Consider the following 22,910-nt stretch of genomic DNA (forward strand, 5'->3'; position numbering starts at 1 on the left):
TATAGAGGCTATAGTTGACCTTCAAACAGTCGGGAATGGTTTTTGCTGTAATTTAACTTTATTCATATGAGTTGGTTAGATAACAGCATGCATAACGAACTGGATACTGAGTTAAACGTGTTGACTCGCAGCGCGTTTTTTAAGCAATTAAAAACACATTATCGAGCAACTAAGCATACGCAACAGCAAAGTTTGTTTATTGCAATGGAGTATGAATGTATAAGCCAATTACGAAGCGTACTCAATGTAGATAACGTGACCTATTTATTAAAAAGATCGGTGCAGATTTTTCAAGATAACTTACCAGATAACGCGGTAGTCGGGCGTAGCCTAAAAGAAATTAATGCCTTTTTACCCGACTTTGACGAGTCCCAGTTAGACCAGCTCATTGAGTGTTTGCAGTCTGCTTTTAATGTTCCGATCGTTTTACCCAATGGACAGATATTAGAAGTTAAACCAAAACTAATATCAGCCATGTTTCCCGGGGTGTTTGATCGTACGGATAATGCGGATCGAATTATTAATCAAATGGCTATGTTTTTAGGTTATTGCGATCAAACTAATAGTACTTCACAGCATTTTCACTTGGATAAATCTACCCTAAATTATTTAAATCACAGAGTCGCTATTGATCGTCTTATATTGGGGGCGCAAGCAAATGATGAGTTCAAGGTCGTTTATCAACCGAAAGTCAATATTTCAAATGGTGTAATCATTGGGGCTGAAGCACTTATTCGATGGGAATCTCCTGAACTTGGATGGGTATCGCCGCTGCAATTCATTGAACGGGCTGAGTTTACCGGCATGATTCAACCCATGTCGCTATTCGTCTTGCATCAATCCATTCAGGCATTAGACCATTGTCGGGAAATCGATGATAAATTTATTGTTAGCATCAATCTAAGTGCAAGCTGTATTGAGTCAAACTACTTTGTTGACGAACTTGAATACTATATCTTAAACAGTGGGCATCCAGCTGCCTGCTTTGAATTTGAAGTGACTGAAAGCGTCGCCATTAAAAATTATCAAGTTGCTCATCATGCATTACAGCGCTTAAGAGATTTGGGCTGCAGGATTGCTTTAGATGATTTTGGTACTGGCCATTCTTCGTTAGCCTGGTTATCTAAAATGCCATTAGATACGCTTAAAATAGATCGTCGTTTTATCGTCAATATGCTGCATTCTGTAGCCGATATTCAAGTGGTTAAAACAATCGTTGCTTTGGGGCATGCATGTGGTTTAGATGTTATAGCTGAGGGCATTGAGGAAAAACAGCAGGCAGATCTTGCCTATCTGGAACTGAATTGTTTATATGCGCAAGGCTACCTTTTTGGTAAGCCTATGGCGCTGTCTGACTTGTTGGTTAAACTGTCAGACGCGCCAGTGCAGAGTCGAAGCAATCAAAAAGTGAAAATAAGCTCCACCTTGTGTGATGTACTGCATTGCTTAAGATTATCCTAAAGGGCTAATTCTGGGCAAAATATTGGCTGCTAAAATTAACACGTTTTTGTGCATCTCTAATTTCAGATTGTTTTTCAATGATTTTGAGCCTGGGCTTTAAACCACAGCCGTTGGCAATTTGGATCGAGAGGCCAGGGCGCGCATTCAGTTCTAACAATAGCGGCCCTAATTCTACATCTAAAACCAGATCAGCGCCCAAATAGCCTAAATTTGTTTTTTCATAGCATTTTGCCGCTAATAACAATAATGATTTCCAGTCTGGCACTTTTAAGTCTGAAAGTGTTTGTCCGGTATCTGGGTGATGAAAGAGCGGTTTGCCAAACTGTACCGCTCTAAGAGCTTGTCCCGTTGCTATATCCAACCCTACTCCAACAGCTCCTTGGTGCAGGTTTGCTTTACCATCTGAAGCTTTAGTTGAAAGTCGCATCATAGCCATTACTGGATACCCTTTAAAGATGATCACTCGGATATCTGGCACACCTTCATAGCTATAAGCGCTGTATTGTTGGTCAAAGTTAATGATGCGTTCAATGATTGCCACATCTGGTTTACCACCCAGGCTATAAAGGCCAGCTAGAATATTGGAACAATGGTGCTGTAATGCCGTTAGATCTAATTGCATACCGCTGGGTTTGATAAACTGCGTTTGATGATTATGCTGGACGATTAAAATGCCTTTACCACCGCTGCCTTTAGCTGGCTTGATAACAAAGCCACCCGTATCGGGTAAATATTGAGACAGCTTTACGACATCTGATTGCTGGGTGACCGTGGCCAACAGTTCGGGCACATGAATGTCAGAGTTCATTAAAATTCGCTTAGTCTGTAATTTATCATCAACCAATGGAAAATGAATACGTTGATTGTAACGCGAGATGTAGCGAATATTGCGCTCATTCATCCCCAGAATACCCTGGCGGGACAGTGCAAAGGGGTTAGCGAATATCATCTTTCACCATGCTTTTAAAGCGAATTAACTCAGACAGTCGATAACCCGTATAGTTACCTAAAGCCAAAATAAAAGACAACATGATGAGTTGAATACCTAAGAAATTAAACGTCAGATGGCGTATCAGATCATTGGTCATAAATAGATATGCGAGAATTGCAGTCAGTAAACTCCCACCGCCTTGTACCATTACTTCTTTCGCGCCTTCTTCTTCCCAAAGGATCGACATACGTTCTATCGTCCAAGATAAAATAATCATAGGGAAAAATGTAATTTTTAAACCTTCACTCAGTCCGATTTGATAACTGAATAACGTAAATATTGAAATGATGGCAATCACGCTAATGATCACCGCTGAAATACGCGCAACTAATAACAGGTTTAAATGTGACAAATAGCTGCGCAGAATTAAGCCGGTAAAGACGATCAACAAAAAGCCAACTAACCCGGTTAGCAGCGATGTTTGGATAAAAGCCAATGCAATTAAAACTGGCATAAAGGTACCGGATGTTCGCAGTCCAATAATAATACGTAAGAAACATACAACTAAGGCGCCGACTGGCAGTAATAATATTGTTTTAAATAACGCCTGTTCTTCAAGAGGCAGACTATGAATTGAAAAGCTGATTAAATCGTGATCAGAATTTTGTTGAGCTTGTACCGCTGAGTGAATTGACTCTTGATGGCGAATAATTGAAAAAGTAACAAATGAGTTGACACCACCGCTGACCTCTAAGATTGGCATTGAATTTTGTGACCACAAAATATGTTGCTCGGGGACGCCCCGCTGACCAGTGAGTGGATTAAAAATGACCGACTTTTCCGTAGACGACCAAACTTTAACTAAGGGGATTGTATTTTGTCGGCGTCGACCGTCTTCAAGCTGGATAGCCCAAACTACACTGGCTGCAATATTTGCTTGATTGAGTAGGCGTACAGCGAGTTTAGCATTGTTGCTTTCTGCCGATTTTAACAAGGATAAATTTTGGTTATTATGGGTCGTCTTTTCACTGAGTTGAGTAAAAAGCTGCTGGGTAAAGCTGATAGGATCAGCAGATTGACGTCTTACCTGCTGTAGTATTTGTTGAGCTGCTGTTTTATAAGGCTCTTCCCAAGTAACTATTTTAATAGGCGGCGGTGGGGCAAGTGGTTCTCCTTGATTTTCATCGACTAGAAAATCAGCTCGGTAAAATAAAGTTTGCGCGCCTTTGGCTTGCCTGATAGTCCATTCAATCATGCCTTCGTCTTCTAAATAGGTCACGCCAAAACCTGGTGATGCACTGGATTCAGACAAACGAGTGTAATTGTTTTGGCTGTCAGGACGATTTAATCTCACTTTTACGGGCTCGCCCATTGCATCAAATTCAACTCTAGCTTCTATCGACCAGGTCGTTAAAGTCTCACCGGGCAACCAAGGAACTTGATATTCGATATGCCGATAGATTGACAATATCAGTCCGGTGACAAATAACATGCCAATTAAGCTGTAAAAAGGCCATCTTGAATATTTCATTTTGAGTTAGCCTTCTTTATCTTCGGTATATTTAGCATGTAGGAATTGTTTACCTACATCGATTAAAGTGATGTCTTGTAAAAACTCTCGGCCTAACAGAATTGGGAAATCCATTTCACTGCGATCAGCCAAAGTGAATTCAGCCTCTTGTTGTAGTTTTTCTCCTAGGAATAGATTTAAATTGACAACAATACGTCGTTCTATTTTATCAAAAGAAGCTTGTCGAATACGTGCTGTGCGAACTATTCTGGCTTCCATCGGCACGGACAGTGCAGAATCAAAGTGCACCATATCAAATCGTGCCCAAGCTTCTCCATCTCGTTCAAATCGCTCTATGTTCGTGGCACTGATCGAAGACGTCGTGGCACCAGAATCGATACGGGCTTTAAGGTGTTTTTTTATAGCTGGCAAGTAAACCCACTCAACTTCCCCTAGTATTGCTTTACCATTGGTTTCACTGGCACTACTATGACATTGAACTTGTTCTGGCTCACTTTTGGGCTGCTCTGCAATTTGTTTTGTCAGGTTTGTGAGCTGTTGTTTTAGTTGTGCATTTTGTTTAAGTAGTTTGTCGTTTTGTGTCAGTTGTCGCTCGGTATTGTTTTTTATCATCTGCACAAGTTCAGCAGTGTTGATTTGATTTTTATTGTTCGCTGATTGTGGTTGTGAGTCTTGCAGTAGGGCACATCCGGAGAACAGCGTCACGCTACCACATACTAAAATGCTGCGAATATTTAAGAAGTCCATTAATTATTAATCAATTAGCCTATTTGCCTCATATATTCGCACCAACTTAAACGAGCTGCAAGTAGCGTGAAGGAATGCCTTGCATTCCTTCACAATTATCTAAATTTACGGCCCTAAATAACGTGCTTTTTTGTTGGCTTTTAATTTGGTAATGTCTACTAAAACCAAGCCATCTATACAGTCTGCAAAGTCTGGGTCGACACCAAAGTCTAAAAACTCGACGCCTCCTTCTTCACAAAGCTCGCTATACTGTTTGTATAAAGTCGGAACGCTCGTGCCCATATTGGCCAGCATTGACTTTAGCTTAATAAAGTCTTGCTTGTAGTCGTTACCGCTAAACTCAGTTTTTAATACTGACAACACGTCATTTGGTATCTGATATGGTTGTTTAGAGCTGGCAATATCAGAATTGCGCTGAAAGTAGAGTTTATAAAAGTATACCATCAGATCTTTAGCCGATTTTGGCATGCTATTACTCATACTAACAGGACCGAATAGATATTTTATTTCCGGGTGTTTTTTCAAAAAAGCGCCAATCCCATACCATAGGTAGTCTAAACTGCGCATTCCCCAGTACTTAGGTTGTACAAAACTTCGGCCCAATTCCAGTCCCTGGCTGAAGTATTTTTGCATTGCTTCGCCATAGTTAAAAAGTGAATCTGTGTATAAGCCTTTTTGTCCTTTTTCTGAGGCTATTTCGTGCGTGCGCCCTAAACGGTAGGCGCCGACTATTTCAGCATTTTGGTTATCCCAAAGAATCAGGTGCTCATAATAGGCATCGTACTTGTCTATATCACGGCGTTTACCACTGCCCTCTCCAACGGCTCTAAAGGCTACTTCTCGTAAACGACCGATTTCACGCATAATCGGTGAACTATCCGTAAAGCGGTATAAATAAATATCCTTGTTATCGCTTGTTTGGCCTAGCAGTTCACAGTTATATATTGCTTGCCTTAATTCGTCTTTGTTTTCTGCGCGTGCAATCGCCGATTCAGTGACAAAACAACCTTTTTTCTTTTGTCCAATCCGGTATAAATGACGTTGGAAGAGACGTATTTTTTCTTTATTGGTTAACTGGCTGCCTTTAAAGCTGTCATAGGGAATTATTTCACCTACTTTAACCGGCATGTTTTTATCTTGCTGGCGGAACATTTCTTTAACTAAAAACAAAGTTGAAAGGGGCTTGTACAACATGGACAGGAAATAAAAAGAAAGTGAGTTTTTTCCTTGTACATGAATCGGCACTATTGGCGCCTGCGTAGCTAATGCGAGTTTTAGAAAACCACCATTCCATTTACTGTCTCGGATACCAACCGGCTTTAAACGGGAAACTTCACCTGCGGGAAATATGATGACTGCACCATTATTATTTAAATACGATTGGATGCCACGAATGTTTTCTCGCGCTGTCTTACCCCCCATATTGTTGACAGGGAGTAATAAATTTTGCAGAGGATCAATTGTCATTAATAACTCGTTAGCGACAACTTTAAAGTCTTTTCTAACTTCACTCATTAGTTTTATTAAGGCTAAACCATCAAGTGAGCCTATCGGATGATTAGCGATGATGACACATTTTCCGTGGCTGGGTATTCGTTCTAAATCACGGGCTGCTATCGTGTAACTAAAGTCAAAATAATCTAGGACTTGTTCGACAAAGTCGAGGCCCGTTAAATGAGGGTATAGTTCGCCAAACTCGATAAATTCGCGCTCGTGTAATAATCGACGCAGCGCCATACGGGTTACTGAGCTTAATAATGGGTGCTTTTGTAACTGTGGTAGATTTTTTTCAATGACTTGTTCTACGGTAAACATACAAGGAACTCCTGATATCCATCAGGAGCATCCTAAACTTTTTTTGTGACTTCAAAGTGCCATTTTTATGTCAGTTTTGTTGCTGATTTTTTATACCATGATGGCTGCTTTAGTGAAGCGCATCAAGCTGCTTGGTTTGCAGGAGTGACTGGTGCAAAATCACTAAACTGAGTTAAACTTTGCACGGTTTCAGTCCAATAAATCAGTTCAATACTACCATCTAGGTTTTCGGCTAACATGGTACAATTTTCCAACCAGTCACCATCGTTGCAGTACAAAATATCATCTCGATAAATCATATCCGGTTGATGTATATGGCCACACACAATGCCATCGGTTCCTCGCGTTTTAGCGTACTCTATTGCTGCATCTTGATAACGTTTTATCGCTTCATTTGCGCCTTTGACACGGCTTTTGATATAGCCAGCAAGTGACCAATATCCCCAACCAAATCGTTTACGTGTGGCATAGCATACGCGGTTGAGAAAGAGTAAAAAGTCGTACAATACATCGCCCAACCTAGATTGCCATTTTCCAAGGCAAACCTTGCCATCAAATACATCACCATGAATAACCAATAATTTTTTGTCTTGTAACGTGGTATGAATGTAATCTTGATGAATTTCGATATCGGCGAATGTCATACCGATATATTTGCGGACTTTTTCGTCATGGTTGCCCGGAATATAGATGACCCGAGTGCCTTGCTTTGCTTTATCTATCAGCGTATCAACCACCTGATTATGTAACTTCGGCCAGTTAAAGCGACGTTCCAGTGCCCAGATGTCGATAATATCACCTACCAGATAAATTGTTTTAGCTTCCACTTTATTGAGCAGATCTAATAGGTATTGTGCTTTGCAATCCTTGCAGCCAAGGTGAATGTCAGATAACCAAATAGTTTGGTATTTACTTTTTTTTGGTGCCATGCTTAACCCCCTGTTTTAGGGATTAAGCATGGTCATTCGAAGTTAAAATTAATTGACTATTTAATGAACATTTAATGAAGGGCGCTCAAATCGTACGATAGCATTATGGTGATGTTTCTAAGTAAAGAGAGATTGCTGAGAAAAAACCTCGTTGTTCAACAATATCAAAGCGATTACATTGACGTTCGTTTTGGAGTGTGGTGCACAAATACAACCAACGACTGGCGTTATCTATTTGCACATCGGCATTGGTATCTAACATAAAATCTTCGCTGCCAAATCGGCTGGGTATGTAAATGCTTTCTGCAACCACCCCTAATTTCTCATAAACTATCACCTGTGGGTAGGGCAGAAACATCGCGACTATTAGTAGTAGTGCCATTAAATACCATTTGGTGTTGCGCTTTTTTTTCACCTGTGGGTAAGACGCTTGTTCAGCGTTTTGAATTTGCGCTAACTTTTGCTGAATTAACGCTTGTTGACGTTCAATTGCCGCTTGTTGTTTTTTTTGCACCAACTGTTTTTGATACGTTTGTTTATCCAATAAACGTTGTTTTTGCGAATTACTCATCTTCTGCTCTAATCTCGTTGTTTGAATCGGCTGAGATAGTTTGCTTTTGTCTTTTTAAATCAGTATTTCTAAAATCAATATCAGTACTGGCTACTGCATATACAAAGATACTATAAGCCGCGACATTTTGCTGCAAAGATTCAAGGCTTATTTTATCAAATGTATCGTTGGCTGAATGTAAAAAGCGAAAATATTGGCTAGCGTCCTGCACCCAATTAAAAATAGGCACCTGTTGCGCTAGTAGGTAACTTGAATTGGCGCCGCCTGCACTTTGATTGTGCCCTCGCTCTATTGTTAAATCGGCCACTAGATTGTGGATATAGTCAGCATATTTAAGTTTGTCAGCTGCCACCATAGTATCTAAACGGATAATATTACCACTGCCCATATCAGGCTCTGTAGCAACCACGACATTCGCTAACGAATCTTGATGTTGATTAACGTACGCTTGGATGCCTATTGGGCTGAGCATGGTGGAAGAGACGAATACGATTTTAAGATTTCTTTTTAATTGTGTTTGTAAGCTGCTGAGCTGTTTGATTACACCTAATATAATGCCAACACCCGCACCATTGTCCAACGCCCCTGCACCTAAGTCCCAAGAGTCAATATGGGTCAGTAGTAGTACTTCTTCTAAGGTTTCTTCGGCCGCCGGTAAAGTGGCAATTAAGTTATAAGTAGGCAGCCACGCACTTTCACTATTATCGATGCTCAAATTGAGCGTAACAGGCAGATTGCGTGAAAATAATCTATCTAATAAATCGGCATCGGCAGCTGAAACAGCAGCTGCTGGTATTTTAGCAACCGAGCTGTGGTATTGAATTGCCCCTGTGTGAGCAGTTCTCGAATTGTTAGTGGTTATTGAACGAATGATAACGGCTAGTGCACCTTTTTGTGCCGCTATGATAGGCGCTTTTTGCCGTAATCTGACTGCCTTAAGATAATCGTTAGCGGTTTTTTCAGGGTTGAGCTTTCTTGCAAGATAAACGATTTTGCCTTGTACATCTTCGTTGTTTGAATTTTGCAGATGGTCGAGTGAGCTAAAACGCACCACTTTAGCTTCAATGCCAGTTATTGGGGTTGGGATGCTGCCCCCCAATGAGACGACTTCCAGCTGGTGGTTGTAAGGTGCCAGTACTTCAGCTTGGGCACTTTTTCGGCGCCAGTTTCTAGCTTGTACCGCCTGTTTTTTGATGTCTTGGATGCCAAGCGCGATGAGTTCTTGTTGTAACCAGTTTAAAGCTTGTTGTTCCTTGTTTGTGCCCGCCATTCTGGCACCGAACTGTGTCGTTAAAGCTTCCACTTTATGATAAGCAAAGTCGTCGGCTAGCGCTTCTTGCCTGATTTTTTCTAATGTTTTTATGTCGATAGGTGGGACAGCATACGCTGTATTGAAAATCGAAAGCAGCAAGCCGGTCAAGAGTAATAAGTATTTTAGATGCATGGATTTATATCGAATTAATTTTAATATAAGCTAAACTGAATATTAGAGCAGTTCTGCACTCGCTTTACCAGTTAGATTGATAGGCTATTAATAAAATTCGCATAATTAGGTAGGCTGATATTTGAATGACACCTCAATTAATTGATAATTTACAAGGGAAAGCGCAGGAAGCCGCCAATTTGATGAAAACATTGGCAAACCCAAACCGTTTGATGGTTTTATGTATGCTGGTTAATCAGGAAATGTGTGTGAGTGAATTGAATGCGAAAGTCCCTCTGAGTCAATCAGCGCTCAGTCAGCAACTGGCTTGGTTACGGAAACAGGATTTAGTCGCTACGAGGCGTCAATCTCAGACTATTTATTACTCAATTAAACGCAATGAAGTTAAGTTGTTACTGAATACATTGCACAGTATTTATTGTGCTGAGTGAAGTCATGACGACTGATTTTGGATTTGTCGTTAATCTTTTTCACATTACCGTTGGTATCTTATTGCTGGCGGCGGTGGTGTTAACAGCCTTGGTGTTTGTCCGTAAACAGCAAGTAAGAATACTCTCTCTTGCTGTGATGTGCCTCATTGCCGCGGTGTTTCAATATTTAACAGCAGAGCAGCTGTCTACCAGTGAGCTGATGCACAGTATAGAGCTTCGCCGATTACGAAACTATGCTGCGATGCTTTTTCCATTTTTTATCTTGTTGTTTATCTGTAGCTTTAAAGTGATAAATTGGGCTAAACCCACACTGTTCGTGGCTGCAGCTGTTTCCCTTGTTTTTATCGCCTTAAACTACCTGATGCCTTTTACTACTTTATTTGTTGAGCCGCCCGTTTTAGCGACACAACTCTGGGGTGAATATACTTATTATTATTTGCAAGGCACACCCAGCCTTGTGAGTAGTTTGTTTTATATTTACTTTTCTGTCGTGGTATCTATTGCATTATATGGTGCTTTTAGGATGTATGTGACGGGTAAAAAGTTGGTCGCAGTGGCACTCGCTTGTTATTTTTTGCTGCAGTTTGCTTTTACTTTGTATAACCGATTTACCGATTATGGGCTATTGAATGCGGTGCAAACAGACGGTTTCGCGTTTTTAGTCTTCTTATCTTTTATCTGTACTGCAATGATAGTTGATTATCAAAAAGCTACGAATAATCTCTATCAAAAAACAATTTCTTTATCGCGTGAAGTTAAAGTCCGCGCGCAACTTGAAGCAGAAAAAATGAAACTGGTACAGTTGGTCGAGCAAGAGCCGATAGCGACTCAGGTTATCGATTCGTCCGGTGTGGTCATTCAAGCAAATAAAAGCAGTTTGGAGTTTTGGCAAGCCGATTTAGTGCAGCAAAAATTTAACCTGCTGGCGTTTGTGCAGAAAGTTTGTGAGAAGAATGGGGTAGAATTAGATTTATCCGACTCTAATTTCAGTATTCCCGATCTTGATGTCTCTTCTATTAATAAGGATGAATGGCCTAATAAAATTATATGCAAATGGCTTCGGGTTTATGTTTTTGGCATGACCGGAACACAAGAAGAGCAAGCAACTCAGCAATATTGTATACGCGTGCGAGATATTTCAAACGAGCAATATGTTCAATCTGCAATTAAGCAAATAGCTCAAGGTGTTGTCGGTAGACGAGGGGAAGACTTTTTCCAAACAATGACCTTGTGTTTAAATCAGATATTTTCTTCTGATTATGCATTTGTTTCTAAGTTAACGGATGACAAGCAAAAAATGCTGACACTGTCGGTCGCGCAGCAGCAAAATATTGTTGATAACTTTACTTATCAGTTAAAACATACACCATGCGAAGATGCATTGAAAAAAGATGTTTGTTGGTATGCTCAGGGCGTTCAGCAGCATTATCCGAACGACATTATGCTGCAGGAAATGGCAATAGAAGGCTATATCGGTAGCGCTTTAAAAGACAGCAACGATAATGTGATTGGAATATTGGTTGTTTTGAGTTTGAAAAAATTAAACTTGAATAAGCAGGTGCATGAAATTATTGATATTTTCACGACCCGTGCGGCAGCTGAATTGCAAATGCAACAGGCAGAGCACGACATTCGCATGTTGGCTTACCACGATTATTTAACTGAGCTACCCAACCGCGCAAATTTATTAGAGCAGCTAGGGCGATATTTAAAAAGGGCTAACCAACACCAGCACGCAGCACTTCTATTGCTGGATTTAGACAATTTTAAATATGTCAATGACTCTTTGGGTGATGATGTTGCAGATGAATTATTACGAGCGATCGGCCGACGCTTGTCAGATTTAAATGAAGCATTAGTTGCGCGATATGGAGGGGATGAGTTTGTTATCGTATCTCAATTTGAATCGGCAGAGTGTATTGAGCTGTATGCTCATAAGCTGGCGAAAAAAATAATAGATATCGTTGCCGCGCCAGTTCAAATTGGTGAGCGTATTGTCAATATCGCGACCAGTATCGGAATCTGTATTTTCCCACAACAAAGTCAGGAAAAGCTGGAAATATTAAGGTTTGCTGAAACGGCTTTATTGCAAGCCAAGAAAAAAGGTCGTGGTAGTTTTTATTTATTTGACCCTAAATTTCAACAACAAATTGAGTCGCGTATAGCCTTAGAGGAAGACCTACGCCGAGCGATAGGCGAAGGTGAATTTAGTTTGATGTATCAACCTCAGGTTGATAAAAATGGCGTGATTTTGGGCGCGGAAGCGCTAATTCGCTGGATAAGTGAAAAAAACGGTTTTGTTTCACCTATGATATTTATTCCGTTGGCTGAAGAAAGTGGACTGATACATGCTATCGGTGACTGGGTTATCGAAAATGCTTTGAGTCAAATGGTGGTGTTTTCTCAGAGCAAAAACTTTCAAAGCCTGTCGATAAATGTTTCTGCTTGGCAATTTGCTGACAATGCTTTTGTCTCAAAATTGATTGCTGCTAGTAAAAAGCATGCCGTAGAGCCAGGGCGTATTACGCTTGAATTAACTGAAACCGGGTTGCTGCAAAACATTCAAGAAGCGAGGAGTAAACTTACCCAATTAAGGGAAGCAGGGTTCAAAATTGCGCTGGATGATTTTGGCACAGGTTATTCGTCACTCTCTTATTTACGTGATTTACCACTGGACGAACTTAAAATAGACAAAGCCTTTGTCGATGAAATTGACGGGGAAAGTGCGACGCCCTTAGTGGAATCTATGATTTCAATTGCACGACATTTAAGTCTGGATGTTGTTGCAGAAGGGGTTGAGCATCAAGTGCAATTACAGGCTTTGGTTGAAATGGGATGCGTGTATTTTCAAGGTTATCATTTCGCCAAACCCATGCCGGCTAAAGCGCTGATTGAGCTGTTGCAAAAAGAGGTGGTTTAAAAATTAAAAAACCAGAACTGGTTGCCCAAATTCTGGTTTTTTATGCTTATGCAAAAAACTAAGTTCTAGTTAATTTTATCAGCAATTATAAAGCTTTAATCTGTGCAGCCAAACGGCTCTTATGACGTGCAGCTTTATTTTTGTGGATTAAACCACGAGATGCGAAGCGATCTAAAATCGGTTGAACCGTTTGGAATGCAGCAGTTGCACCTTCTTTGTCACCAGCTGCAATAGCGGCAACAACTTTCTTTAAGTACGTACGCATCATTGAGCGGCGGCTTGCATTATGCTGGCGACTTTTCTCGGCTTGAACCGCACGCTTCTTAGCAGACTTGATGTTAGCCAAAACTAAACTCCTAATAACTCGAAAATCAGGGATACCCTTTTCTAAAGGCGCGGAAATATGCCTGTAATTAGACAAAATGTCAATTCATTTTGCATAAAAAAGACACTTAATAGTGTAATTAGGCAGTTTTAGCATTCTAATCCTATCTTTACAAGGTATACTGGCGCCTTTTCGGGTAAACAAGGGAATAATCTTGGCTAAAAGTTTGTTGCGCTCAGGCATGATTTTCAGTCTGATGACGTTAGTTTCTCGCATATTGGGCTTGGTACGGGATGTGGTGATAGCCAATTTATTAGGGGCGGGAGCCGCGTCAGACGTTTTTATACTGACCAATAAGATTCCTAACTTCTTGCGTCGCCTATTTGCAGAGGGCGCTTTTGCGCAGGCGTTTGTACCCGTCTTGACTGAGTACAAGGAAGGCAAATCAATCGATGAAACTAAATTACTTGTTGCCAGAGTTGCAGGAACGCTGGGAACCATTGTTTTACTGACTACAATATTAGGCGTTATTGGCTCTCCTATTGTCATTGCGCTGTTTGGGACTGGCTGGTTTTTGGATTGGCTAAATGATGCACCCGGAGGTGATATCTATTTGTTAGCCAGCTTAATGTTAAAAATCACTTTTCCATACCTATTTTTTGTTGCCTTAACGGCGCTGGCGGGGGCCATACTCAATACTTGGGGCCAGTTTGGCGCTGCAGCATTTACGCCTGTGCTACTGAATATCAGTATGATAACTGCCGCGATCGTTTTTGCTGATAGTTTCGCTAACCCTGCGTTTGCCTTAGCATGGGGCGTATTTTTTGGTGGCATGCTGCAATTGGCGTTTCAAATTCCATTTTTACTTAAAGTGGGCGTGATTTGTAAACCTCAATGGGGGTGGAGTGACCCGGGTGTTAAAAAAATACGCTTGCTCATGTTACCTGCATTATTCGGCGTTTCAGTGAGTCAAATAAACTTGTTGTTTGATACTGTTTTGGCCAGTTTCTTACAGTTTGGCTCGATTAGTTGGTTATATTATTCAGATCGGCTATTAGAGTTTCCGCTAGGGTTATTTGGTATCGCAATCGCAACTGTGATATTGCCTCAACTTTCTAAAAACCATGTGCATGCCAGCGCTCAAGAGTTTGCGCAGACAATGGACTGGGGGCTGCGGATGGTCTGTTTACTCGGTATACCCTCAGGCTTTGGCCTAATGATACTCGCCGAACCCATGCTAATGGTGCTGTTTATGCGAGGTGAATTTGATGCCGTCGATGCGGCGCAAAGTCGTCTCAGTCTAATGGCCTATGCAATTGGCTTGGTGTTTTTTATGTTGATTAAAGTTTTAGCCAGTGGTTTTTTCTCAAGACAAGACACTAAAACACCTGTCAAAATTGGTATTCAAGCCATGCTGTTAAATATGGTATTTAATTTAATATTAATATTTCCGCTAGCACATACAGGGCTAGCGCTGGCAACCAGCCTATCGGCTGCATTTAACGCCGGTTTTTTGTATTACCACCTTAAACGCAGCCAGGTTTATCAACTATCGAAAAGCAGTTTACTGACCATCACTCGCTGTATTGTTTCGTCACTTGCGATGCTGGCGGTTATTTATTATCTAATGCCTGAAAGCAAAAGTTGGATTTCGATGGATAGCTTAAAACGCATTTATTGGTTGGTTGCACTCATTGGCGTTGGGGCAATTACTTATATTATTGTATTAACCTTGTCCGGCGTCAGGGCAAAACATTTAAAAGTGATATAGTCAAAAGCTAAACTCGCATCTATGTAGGGTTTGGGTATATAATCGCGCGGATTTTTTATTACAGTGAGTCGGCATGGAGTTAATCCGAGGCATTCATAACATTCAGGCTAAACATCAGGGCTGTGTCCTGACTATTGGTAATTTTGATGGGGTCCACCTAGGACATTTATCTGTTTTAGCTCAGTTGAAGCGCGCAGCTGAAAAGTATGCGTTACCGTCTGTTGTGATGACCTTTGAACCTCAACCGGTTGAAGTATTTAACCCAGATGCAGCGCCAGCAAGGCTTATTCGCTGGCGAGAGAAATATCAGCTGTTAAAACCCCATGCTGACCGATTGTTGTGCGTACGTTTTAGCCCTGCATTTGCAGCTTTGACCGCGGATGAGTTTATTCAAAAACTTCTGGTTGATAAGTTGGCGGTTAAACACATTGTGATTGGTGATGACTTTCGTTTTGGTTGCCAGCGTCGTGGTGACTTTGAGTTGTTAAAAGCGGCGGGTAAAAAAGCAGGGTTTACGGTAGAAGATACTAAAACACTGACAAACAGCAATCAAAGAATCAGTAGTACGGCCATCAGGCAACGGGTCGCTGACGGGCAATTTGAACAGGCTGAAAAATTATTAGGGCGACCCTATAGTGTTTGGGGAACTGTTGTACATGGTGAAAAAAATGGCCGTACAATTGGATTCCCAACCGCTAATATATTGATGAATCGTAAAGTTTCACCAGTCTCCGGTGTGTTTGCCGTAGAAGTTAATTATGCAGGTTTAAGACATTTTGGTGTTGCAAATGTTGGTCATCGGCCTACATTAAACGGTACAATAAACCAATTAGAAGTGCATATTTTCAATTTTGCAGAAAATTTATATCAGCAAAGAATTGAAGTGATTTTTCGTCAGAAAATCCGCGAAGAAAAAAAGTTCGCTTCGTTTGCTGAGTTGAAAGAACAAATCGAATTAGACAGTCAAATTGCAAAAAAATACTTTGCGATTTGAGATTACAAATTTACAGCAGGAATATGGCAAAACAATGAGTGATTACAAACAAACGCTAAATTTACCTGAAACAAGCTTTCCAATGCGAGGCGATCTGGCAAAAAGAGAGCCAGCTATGCTGAAAAAATGGCAAGAAAAAGGCCTGTATAAAGCGATTCGTCAAGCCAGAGCAGGTTGCCCACAGTTTGTTTTGCACGATGGGCCTCCGTATGCAAACGGCAATATTCATTTGGGTCATGCTGTAAATAAAGTATTAAAAGATATTATTATTAAATCTAAAACAATCTCAGGCTTTGACGCGCCTTATGTTCCAGGTTGGGATTGCCACGGTTTGCCAATTGAGCTGCAAGTAGAGAAAAAGGTTGGTAAACCTGGCCGCAAAGTGACAGCCGCTCAATTCCGTGAAAAGTGTCGTGAGTATGCAAAAAAACAAGTAGAAGGGCAGAAAAGTGATTTTATGCGCTTAGGCGTGTTGGGTGAATGGGATAATCCATACCTGACGATGGATTTTAAGTTTGAAGCAAATATTATACGTTCGTTGGGCAAAATTGTAGAAAACGGACATTTAGAAAAAGGATTTAAACCAGTTCACTGGTGCACCGATTGTGGTTCTGCGTTAGCTGAAGCGGAAGTGGAATACAAAGACAAAGAGTCTCCTGCCATCGATGTGCGTTTTAAACTAGTTGATAGCGCTATCGCTGATAAGTTTAATCATCCAGAAGGGCATGCCGGCACTGGTGATATTTCAGTTGTAATCTGGACCACAACACCATGGACCTTGCCAGCTAACCGTGCTGTGGCTGTGCACCCGGATTTAGAATATACATTGGTACAAGTCGACGATGAAAATGCTAAAGAAAGACTGATTTTAGCATCAGATCTAGTTGAATCTGCGATGGATCGTTTTGGTTTTGAAAAATATCATGCATTAGGTTTTTGTAAAGGTGCAGAGTTAGAGCTTGCACAAGCACAGCATCCGTTTTATGACTTTACCGTACCTGTTATTTTAGGCGGACATGTTACAACAGAATCAGGTACGGGTTGTGTGCATACTGCACCGGGTCACGGCCAAGACGATTTTGTTGTTGGTAAACAATACGATTTAGAAGTTGCGAATCCGGTTGGTGCAAATGGCGTTTATTTGGAAGGTACTGAGCTGTTTGCCGGTCAGCATGTCAGTAAAGCGAACCCGCTGATTGTCGAATTGTTAAAAGAGCGTGGCGCCTTGGTTCATCATCACGCATACGCGCACAGTTATCCGCATTGCTGGCGACATAAAACGCCGATTATCTTTCGCGCCACGCCACAGTGGTTTATTTCGATGGAGAAAGCTGGCTTGCGTGCTAAATCTTTGGCTGAAATTGGTAAAACTAAGTGGATCCCTGCGTGGGGTGAAGGACGTATCCGTAGTATGGTTGAAGGGCGTCCAGACTGGTGTATTTCGCGCCAGCGTACTTGGGGCGTTCCTATTGCGCTCTTGATTCATAATGAAACGGGTGAATTGCACCCGAACACACCGCAAATTATTGAACAAGTAGCAAAAAAAGTAGAAGATGCTGGTATTCAGGCGTGGTTTGATATTGATGCCGCAGAATTGATAGGTGATGATGCCCAGCACTATTCTAAAGTGCCAGATACTCTAGATGTCTGGTTTGATTCTGGTGTCACACATGCATGTGTTGTCGATGCGCGTGATACTTACTCTAAAAAACAAGCTGATTTGTATCTAGAAGGTTCAGACCAACACCGCGGTTGGTTTATGTCATCCTTGATGACAGGTATCGCACTAAAAGATCAAGCACCGTATCAGCAAGTATTAACGCATGGCTTTACGGTCGACAAAGATGGTCGAAAAATGTCTAAGTCTTTAGGCAATACTGTCAGTCCACAAGAAGTTATTTCTAAATTTGGTGCTGACATTTTACGGTTGTGGATAGCTTCTGCCAATTACACCGGTGAAATTACCGTATCAGATGAAATTATAAAACGTTCAGCGGATGCCTACCGTCGTATTCGTAACACGGCTCGTTTCTTATTGTCTAACTTAAATGGTTTTGACCCAGCGACTGACCAAGTTGCATTAGAAGATATGGTTGAGTTGGATCGTTGGGCGGTGGCTAAAGCATTTGATATCCAGCAGGAAATTATACAAGCTTATGATGAGTATCAGTGTTTACAAGTTGTGCAAAAATTGATGCACTTTTGCTCTATTGATATGGGTAGCTTCTATTTGGATGTCATTAAAGATCGTCAATACACAGCGAAAGCAGATGGTCACGCGCGTCGTTCATGTCAAACTGCATTGTATCTAATTGCTGAAGCATTAACACGCTGGATGGCTCCAATTCTGAGTTTTACTGCACAAGAGCTATGGCAGGCATTACCGGGTCAACGGGATGAGTATGTCTTCACTGCGCAGTGGTTTGATGGTTTAGCTGCTTTAGAAAGTCATGCCAAAATCTCAGATGCAGATTGGCAGCAAGTAATGGCGGTGAAAGATGAAGTGAATCGTCTGCTTGAAACCGCACGTCGTGAAGATGTGATTGGAGCTTCTTTACAAGCCGAAGTTACACTTTATGCGAGTGAAGCAATTTTGACTGTATTAAATAAGCTAGAAGACGAATTAAGATTTGTACTGATTACTTCAAAAGCTGAACTAAAACCACTGAGCGAAGCAGATGATAGTGTTTCCGCTACTGAACTTGAAGGTTTAAAAATTGCGATTCAAGCGAGCAAGGGCGAAAAATGTGAACGCTGCTGGCACTACCGCGAGGACGTGCAAAGCGATGAGAAACATCCGAGCTTGTGTGGTCGTTGCATTAGTAACGTAGATGGAGAAGGCGAATCTCGCCAATATGCTTAATGAATAAATTTAAACACACGGGGTTAGCTTGGATCTGGCTAGCAATTTTAGTTTTGATTTTGGATCAAATTACAAAAATTGCCGTAATGCAACAATTTGAGTTGTATGATAGTGTACAAATAACAAGCTATTTTAACCTGACATATGTACATAATTATGGTGCGGCTTTTAGCTTTTTAGCTGACAGTGGTGGTTGGCAACGATGGTTTTTCACCGCGATAGCTGTAGCTGCTATTATATTGTTGACTTATTGGCTGGCACAGACTGAGCGTAAACAAAAAATCTTAACCGTTGGCTTTAATCTAATATTAGGTGGCGCTGCAGGTAATTTATACGATCGTGCCGCGTACGGTTATGTCGTTGATTTTCTAGATTTTACGATTCCGTTATATGGTCGATGGCCGGCTTTCAATATTGCAGATATGGCAATTGTGATGGGTGCCGGTTGTGTCCTGTTAGATGCATTTTTAGCAAACAAAGAGCAAGTTGCGCATGACAAATCTAATTAATCGAGGCAGTCAGGTCACGATGCATTTTTCCATCGTTTTGGAAGATGGTACGGCCGCAGAAAGCACCAAAGTGCATAACAAACCCGCTCGGTTTGTTATGGGGGATGGTTCGTTGACTGAAAACTTTGAAGTTTGCTTATTGGGTCTGAAAGAGGGAGATAAGCGCAGTTTCAAATTAGCACCAGAAGATGCGTTTGGCCAACCCAACCCAGATAATATTTACTACTTAGACCGAACTAAGTTTGCAGCCGATACACCAGCTGAAGTGGGTAATATTATTACGTTTGCGCAGCCCGATGGTAATGAATTACCAGGCATTGTGCGTGAGGTCGTGGGTGATTCCGTAACGGTTGATTTTAATCACCCATTGACAGGCTTAACGGTGGTATTTGAGGTTGAAATAATCTCAGTCGAAAATTTAAACTAGGTAATATATGCAAATTCAACTGGCAAATCCTCGTGGTTTTTGCGCCGGTGTAGACCGCGCAATTAGTATTGTAGAAAGAGCTTTAGAGCTTTTCGAAAAACCTATTTATGTGCGTCATGAAGTCGTGCATAACAAATATGTTGTTGATGGTTTACGAGAACGTGGTGCGGTATTCGTTGATGAATTAAACGAAATTCCCGATGACAGCATTGTTATTTTCAGTGCTCATGGCGTTTCTCAGGCGGTCAGACAAGAAGCAAAAAATCGGGGGTTAAAAATATTTGATGCTACTTGTCCTTTGGTGACAAAGGTGCATATGGAAGTCACACGCGCGAGCCGCAAAGGTACTGAATGTATTCTGATTGGTCATCATGGGCACCCTGAAGTTGAAGGGACGATGGGGCAGTATTCAAATCCGCATGGTGGAATTTACTTAGTTGAATCTGTTGAAGATGTTGCCAATTTAACGGTTAAAGACTCAAGTAACCTTTATTATTGCTCTCAAACTACCTTGTCTGTTGATGATACGGCTGATGTGATTGATGCATTGCGTACCAAATTTCCAGAAATTAACGGGCCTCGCAAAGACGATATCTGTTACGCAACGCAAAACCGTCAAGATGCAGTGCGTAAACTGGCGAATGATAATGATGTGGTATTGGTAGTCGGTGCAAAAAATAGCTCCAACTCTAACCGACTTAGGGAATTAGCTGAAAAAGTCGGTAGTACTGCGTTTTTAATTGATACGGCTGACGATATCAAACAACAATGGTTTGAAAATGTGAACTCTGTCGGTGTCACAGCTGGTGCTTCAGCGCCTGAAATATTGGTTAAGCAAGTGGTTGAAAAGCTTGGTGATATTTGTGGTGGTGTGGTTCATGAAAAGCCTGGTATAGAAGAAAATGTAGTGTTTTCTTTACCAATTGAGTTGAGATAAGCTCAGTTCATTAAACACAATCTCATATTTCTGATCTATAGTTGTACTGACGAAATATCAACCAGTATAGGAATAAGAGATTGTGTCGTACTCTAACTACCCATTACTCATAGGTAGCAGTCTGCAAAATACTGTTACATTGTTAAAAGATGTGTTAAATTTTAACCTTCTGTATCATTTCTTAGAAACTTTTAGCTGTAGTCAATAATAGGGATATTATGCGTAATATGAAACGCCAATCGGGTTTTTCTCTTATTGAGTTAATTATTGCAATGTCAGTCATGGCGATTGGTATTGTGGGAGCAGTGGCTACTCAAGCAACGGCTAAACGCAATGGTGTTGATGCGAGTCAAAGATCGCTCGCCGTCTTTTATGCTCATGATATTTTAGAGCGTATGCGCTTGAACAAATCACAAATAAACGACTATGTCGGTACCAGCTATGGCACTGGCAGCTTTTCAGTTGCTTCTCAAGTTGATTGTACTGCAAACAACTATTGCACGCCTACTCAATTGGCTCTCTACGATACATTTCAATGGCATTTAAGTATAATCGGTCAATCTGTCATTAACAGCAATGGTAGTAATGTTGGCGGTTTGCTTAAACCGACGGGGTGCATTGAAAACAATGATGGTCATGTCACAATCGTTGTCAGTTGGATGGCGCGCGAGGCATCAAAAGACGCTGCTGATAACGGCTCAACCTTTGAGAAGAACTGTGGTGAAACAAGTAATAAACGGCGTCAAGTGACACTTTCTTCTCATATTTATTAGGATTTCCTGATGCGCAATTCATTCTACAAAATACAACAAACAGGATATTCACTGGCTGAGTTTTTAGTCGCTATGTCGATCGGTCTACTCGTTTTCTCTGGAGTTATCGGACTTTTAATTGCATCTGATGAAACTGTATCTGATACCGTACAGCGAGGCGAAATGCAAGAGAATGGCCGGTTAGCAATGGCCTTGTTATCGAAAGATATTATGATGGCGGGTTACTGGGGAAACTTTACCGGTATGAGTATACACGAGGCCGCAGGTGCAGATATTAAAGCCATACGATTGGACGTAGTGAATGGCAGTAAAGTAGGCGTATCTGGTGCCGATTGCTTAGGTGAGGGTGAAAATAATGGCTCATTTTTTGTAGAGGATAGCGATTTCTTCTTTAGGCATATATGGGGCATGCACACGACCTTTAACGAGATATTTAATGCTTGTATTGCTGATGCAGTTGTTGGTACTGACGTGATACAAATTAAACGCGTTATGGGCACAGCTACTCCCGCGGGGACGGAAAAAGATACGCGTTACTATCTCACATCAACAGATAACCAAGGGGTTATTTACGCAGGCTCAGATGCGACGCCAAGCATTGATAATGCAAGTATTAACGAATATTTGCACCATATTTATTATATTGCCGAGGATATCAGAGCTGGATTATCGATACCGATATTAAAGCGTAAGTATTTATATAAAACGGCCAACAGCACCAATAATCAGGGTTCTTTAAAAACATTTAATCTAGTTGAAGGGGTCGAAAGGTTAGGCTTTTTATATGGTATTGATACCGACGACGATGGTGCTGTTAATTATTATGCCAAGGCAAGTGAACTGACGCGCGAAGATTGGGAACATGAAAGATCCGCTATTTTGGCGGTTAGGGTGCACATCTTAGTCCGCGCGCTGGAAAAGGACATGAGTATTGATAATACCAACATTTATGACTTAGGCAGTTACGTTTATCAAGTTGCCGATAATTATCGACGAACCCTGTTTACTACAACTATCCACATTATGAACGCAGGTAATGAAGTATGGCGCAATTAATACAATTACAAAAAATACACTCGCAACAGGGAGCTGCGTTAGCGGTTGCTTTGGTGTTGATGTTGGTGCTAACTTCCTTAGCCGTGACCTTATTGTATAACACCTCTTTAGACACCAAAATGGCGCATGCCACTGTCATTAAAAAAAGTTCGCTAAATGCAACGCTTGGTGGCAGCGACGAATTTATCAACAAAGCACATAATCGTGATGCGCTCTTTGCAGGTGTAAACCCGTTAACAGGAACATCAGATGTAAACTCAGTTTCTTTGAGTGGAGAAAATTTAAATGGAGAAGCCGAAGCTTTAACAGACAACCCAACTAATTGCCCACATTTTAGCAGGACACAAGCAAGTGATTCATACATACGTTGCACAAGATTCGAAATAAAAGTGCAACATCAATTTGGACAAAATGAACATGGTCGCACCGAAGTGGTGACAGCTGTTGCTAGTCAAATTCCGGGGGAAAGTTAAGG

The 22,910-nt window shown here is 41.2% G+C and carries 20 protein-coding genes; 12 read left to right on the plus strand and 8 right to left on the minus strand.

Features of this window, described 5'->3' with window-relative positions:
- The first annotated feature begins 87 nt into the window (after positions 1–87).
- Positions 88–1,461, plus strand: a complete 1,374-nt coding sequence (locus FNT16_RS09135) for an EAL domain-containing protein (RefSeq protein WP_185976560.1) — start codon at positions 88–90, stop codon at positions 1,459–1,461.
- A 4-nt stretch (positions 1,462–1,465) separates the two neighbouring features.
- Here the strand turns inward: FNT16_RS09135 and FNT16_RS09140 are convergent, their stop codons facing one another.
- From FNT16_RS09140 to FNT16_RS09170, 7 genes are all read right to left on the minus strand, one after another.
- Complete coding sequence (locus tag FNT16_RS09140; protein WP_185976561.1) at positions 1,466–2,410, minus strand: alpha-L-glutamate ligase-like protein; 945 nt, start codon at positions 2,408–2,410, stop codon at positions 1,466–1,468.
- Positions 2,397–3,923 carry an inactive transglutaminase family protein gene (locus FNT16_RS09145; protein WP_143871300.1) on the minus strand — a complete coding sequence of 509 codons (1,527 nt, stop codon included), beginning with the start codon at positions 3,921–3,923 and terminating at the stop codon, positions 2,397–2,399. The genes FNT16_RS09140 and FNT16_RS09145 overlap by 14 nt, the downstream gene beginning before the upstream one ends.
- Before the next feature lie 6 nt (positions 3,924–3,929).
- Positions 3,930–4,670, minus strand: coding sequence for an ATP-dependent zinc protease family protein (locus FNT16_RS09150; RefSeq protein WP_143871301.1), 741 nt, complete (start codon positions 4,668–4,670; stop codon positions 3,930–3,932).
- A gap of 105 nt (positions 4,671–4,775) precedes the next feature.
- On the minus strand, positions 4,776–6,485 hold the full coding sequence (gene olsF, locus FNT16_RS09155; RefSeq protein ID WP_143871302.1) for a bifunctional ornithine lipid synthase OlsF: 1,710 nt from the start codon (positions 6,483–6,485) through the stop codon (positions 4,776–4,778).
- A 122-nt stretch (positions 6,486–6,607) separates the two neighbouring features.
- A complete protein-coding gene (locus tag FNT16_RS09160; RefSeq protein WP_143871303.1) occupies positions 6,608–7,414 on the minus strand; it encodes a UDP-2,3-diacylglucosamine diphosphatase in 807 nt (268 codons plus the stop codon).
- A gap of 103 nt (positions 7,415–7,517) precedes the next feature.
- Positions 7,518–7,985, minus strand: a complete 468-nt coding sequence (locus tag FNT16_RS09165) for a hypothetical protein (protein ID WP_143871304.1) — start codon at positions 7,983–7,985, stop codon at positions 7,518–7,520.
- On the minus strand, positions 7,978–9,429 hold the full coding sequence (locus FNT16_RS09170) for a M28 family peptidase (protein ID WP_143871305.1): 1,452 nt from the start codon (positions 9,427–9,429) through the stop codon (positions 7,978–7,980). Before FNT16_RS09170 ends, FNT16_RS09165 begins: the two co-directional genes overlap by 8 nt.
- A 125-nt stretch (positions 9,430–9,554) precedes the next feature.
- On the opposite strand from FNT16_RS09170, the gene FNT16_RS09175 reads away from it, so the two are divergent.
- Positions 9,555–9,860 (plus strand): ArsR/SmtB family transcription factor, encoded by a 306-nt coding sequence (locus tag FNT16_RS09175; protein WP_143871306.1) that lies wholly within the window; start codon positions 9,555–9,557, stop codon positions 9,858–9,860.
- A gap of 4 nt (positions 9,861–9,864) precedes the next feature.
- Positions 9,865–12,780, plus strand: a complete 2,916-nt coding sequence (locus tag FNT16_RS09180) for an EAL domain-containing protein (protein WP_143871307.1) — start codon at positions 9,865–9,867, stop codon at positions 12,778–12,780.
- 85 nt (positions 12,781–12,865) lie between these two features.
- On the opposite strand, the gene rpsT is transcribed toward FNT16_RS09180, so the two are convergent.
- Positions 12,866–13,126: a 30S ribosomal protein S20 gene (rpsT, locus tag FNT16_RS09185; protein ID WP_035015561.1), complete on the minus strand. Its 261-nt coding sequence runs from the start codon at positions 13,124–13,126 to the stop codon at positions 12,866–12,868.
- A gap of 193 nt (positions 13,127–13,319) precedes the next feature.
- On the opposite strand from rpsT, the gene murJ reads away from it, so the two are divergent.
- The 9 genes from murJ to FNT16_RS09230 all read left to right on the plus strand — a co-directional run bounded on the left by murJ (position 13,320) and on the right by FNT16_RS09230 (position 22,908).
- Positions 13,320–14,876 (plus strand): murein biosynthesis integral membrane protein MurJ, encoded by a 1,557-nt coding sequence (gene murJ, locus FNT16_RS09190; RefSeq protein ID WP_143871308.1) that lies wholly within the window; start codon positions 13,320–13,322, stop codon positions 14,874–14,876.
- 73 nt (positions 14,877–14,949) lie between these two features.
- Positions 14,950–15,870 carry a bifunctional riboflavin kinase/FAD synthetase gene (gene ribF, locus FNT16_RS09195; protein WP_143871309.1) on the plus strand — a complete coding sequence of 307 codons (921 nt, stop codon included), beginning with the start codon at positions 14,950–14,952 and terminating at the stop codon, positions 15,868–15,870.
- A gap of 34 nt (positions 15,871–15,904) precedes the next feature.
- Positions 15,905–18,733, plus strand: coding sequence for an isoleucine--tRNA ligase (gene ileS, locus FNT16_RS09200; RefSeq protein ID WP_143871310.1), 2,829 nt, complete (start codon positions 15,905–15,907; stop codon positions 18,731–18,733).
- Positions 18,733–19,242 (plus strand): signal peptidase II, encoded by a 510-nt coding sequence (gene lspA / locus FNT16_RS09205; protein WP_143871311.1) that lies wholly within the window; start codon positions 18,733–18,735, stop codon positions 19,240–19,242. The genes ileS and lspA overlap by 1 nt, the downstream gene beginning before the upstream one ends.
- Positions 19,226–19,669, plus strand: a complete 444-nt coding sequence (gene fkpB / locus FNT16_RS09210) for an FKBP-type peptidyl-prolyl cis-trans isomerase (RefSeq protein ID WP_143871312.1) — start codon at positions 19,226–19,228, stop codon at positions 19,667–19,669. The genes lspA and fkpB overlap by 17 nt, the downstream gene beginning before the upstream one ends.
- A gap of 7 nt (positions 19,670–19,676) precedes the next feature.
- Complete coding sequence (ispH, locus tag FNT16_RS09215; protein ID WP_143871313.1) at positions 19,677–20,606, plus strand: 4-hydroxy-3-methylbut-2-enyl diphosphate reductase; 930 nt, start codon at positions 19,677–19,679, stop codon at positions 20,604–20,606.
- 218 nt (positions 20,607–20,824) lie between these two features.
- The gene (gene pilV / locus FNT16_RS09220; RefSeq protein WP_143871314.1) at positions 20,825–21,379 is read left to right on the plus strand and encodes a type IV pilus modification protein PilV; all 555 of its coding nucleotides are present in this window, start codon (positions 20,825–20,827) and stop codon (positions 21,377–21,379) included.
- A gap of 9 nt (positions 21,380–21,388) precedes the next feature.
- A complete protein-coding gene (locus tag FNT16_RS09225) occupies positions 21,389–22,435 on the plus strand; it encodes a PilW family protein (RefSeq protein ID WP_143871315.1) in 1,047 nt (348 codons plus the stop codon).
- A complete protein-coding gene (locus tag FNT16_RS09230; protein WP_143871316.1) occupies positions 22,423–22,908 on the plus strand; it encodes a pilus assembly PilX family protein in 486 nt (161 codons plus the stop codon). The genes FNT16_RS09225 and FNT16_RS09230 overlap by 13 nt, the downstream gene beginning before the upstream one ends.
- The last annotated feature ends 2 nt before the right edge of the window (positions 22,909–22,910 follow it).

It is taken from the genome of Catenovulum sediminis (genome assembly GCF_007289895.1).
GTDB classification, from domain to species: Bacteria; Pseudomonadota; Gammaproteobacteria; order Enterobacterales; family Alteromonadaceae; genus Catenovulum; species Catenovulum sediminis.

Bases quoted from the DNA above. Each gene is read 5' to 3' on its own strand.
- ribF (WP_143871309.1), top strand. From the start codon at position 14,950: ATGGAGTTAATCCGAGGCATTCATAACATTCAGGCTAAACATCAGGGC.
- ispH (WP_143871313.1), top strand. From the start codon at position 19,677: ATGCAAATTCAACTGGCAAATCCTCGTGGTTTTTGCGCCGGTGTAGAC.
- lspA (WP_143871311.1), top strand. From the start codon at position 18,733: ATGAATAAATTTAAACACACGGGGTTAGCTTGGATCTGGCTAGCAATT.
- fkpB (WP_143871312.1), top strand. From the start codon at position 19,226: ATGACAAATCTAATTAATCGAGGCAGTCAGGTCACGATGCATTTTTCC.
- FNT16_RS09135 (WP_185976560.1), top strand. From the start codon at position 88: ATGCATAACGAACTGGATACTGAGTTAAACGTGTTGACTCGCAGCGCG.
- pilV (WP_143871314.1), top strand. From the start codon at position 20,825: ATGCGTAATATGAAACGCCAATCGGGTTTTTCTCTTATTGAGTTAATT.
- FNT16_RS09140 (WP_185976561.1), bottom strand. From the start codon at position 2,410: ATGATATTCGCTAACCCCTTTGCACTGTCCCGCCAGGGTATTCTGGGG.
- FNT16_RS09145 (WP_143871300.1), bottom strand. From the start codon at position 3,923: ATGAAATATTCAAGATGGCCTTTTTACAGCTTAATTGGCATGTTATTT.
- FNT16_RS09150 (WP_143871301.1), bottom strand. From the start codon at position 4,670: ATGGACTTCTTAAATATTCGCAGCATTTTAGTATGTGGTAGCGTGACG.
- FNT16_RS09165 (WP_143871304.1), bottom strand. From the start codon at position 7,985: ATGAGTAATTCGCAAAAACAACGTTTATTGGATAAACAAACGTATCAA.
- olsF (WP_143871302.1), bottom strand. From the start codon at position 6,485: ATGTTTACCGTAGAACAAGTCATTGAAAAAAATCTACCACAGTTACAA.
- FNT16_RS09225 (WP_143871315.1), top strand. From the start codon at position 21,389: ATGCGCAATTCATTCTACAAAATACAACAAACAGGATATTCACTGGCT.
- FNT16_RS09230 (WP_143871316.1), top strand. From the start codon at position 22,423: ATGGCGCAATTAATACAATTACAAAAAATACACTCGCAACAGGGAGCT.
- ileS (WP_143871310.1), top strand. From the start codon at position 15,905: ATGAGTGATTACAAACAAACGCTAAATTTACCTGAAACAAGCTTTCCA.
- FNT16_RS09175 (WP_143871306.1), top strand. From the start codon at position 9,555: ATGACACCTCAATTAATTGATAATTTACAAGGGAAAGCGCAGGAAGCC.
- FNT16_RS09160 (WP_143871303.1), bottom strand. From the start codon at position 7,414: ATGGCACCAAAAAAAAGTAAATACCAAACTATTTGGTTATCTGACATT.
- FNT16_RS09170 (WP_143871305.1), bottom strand. From the start codon at position 9,429: ATGCATCTAAAATACTTATTACTCTTGACCGGCTTGCTGCTTTCGATT.
- FNT16_RS09180 (WP_143871307.1), top strand. From the start codon at position 9,865: ATGACGACTGATTTTGGATTTGTCGTTAATCTTTTTCACATTACCGTT.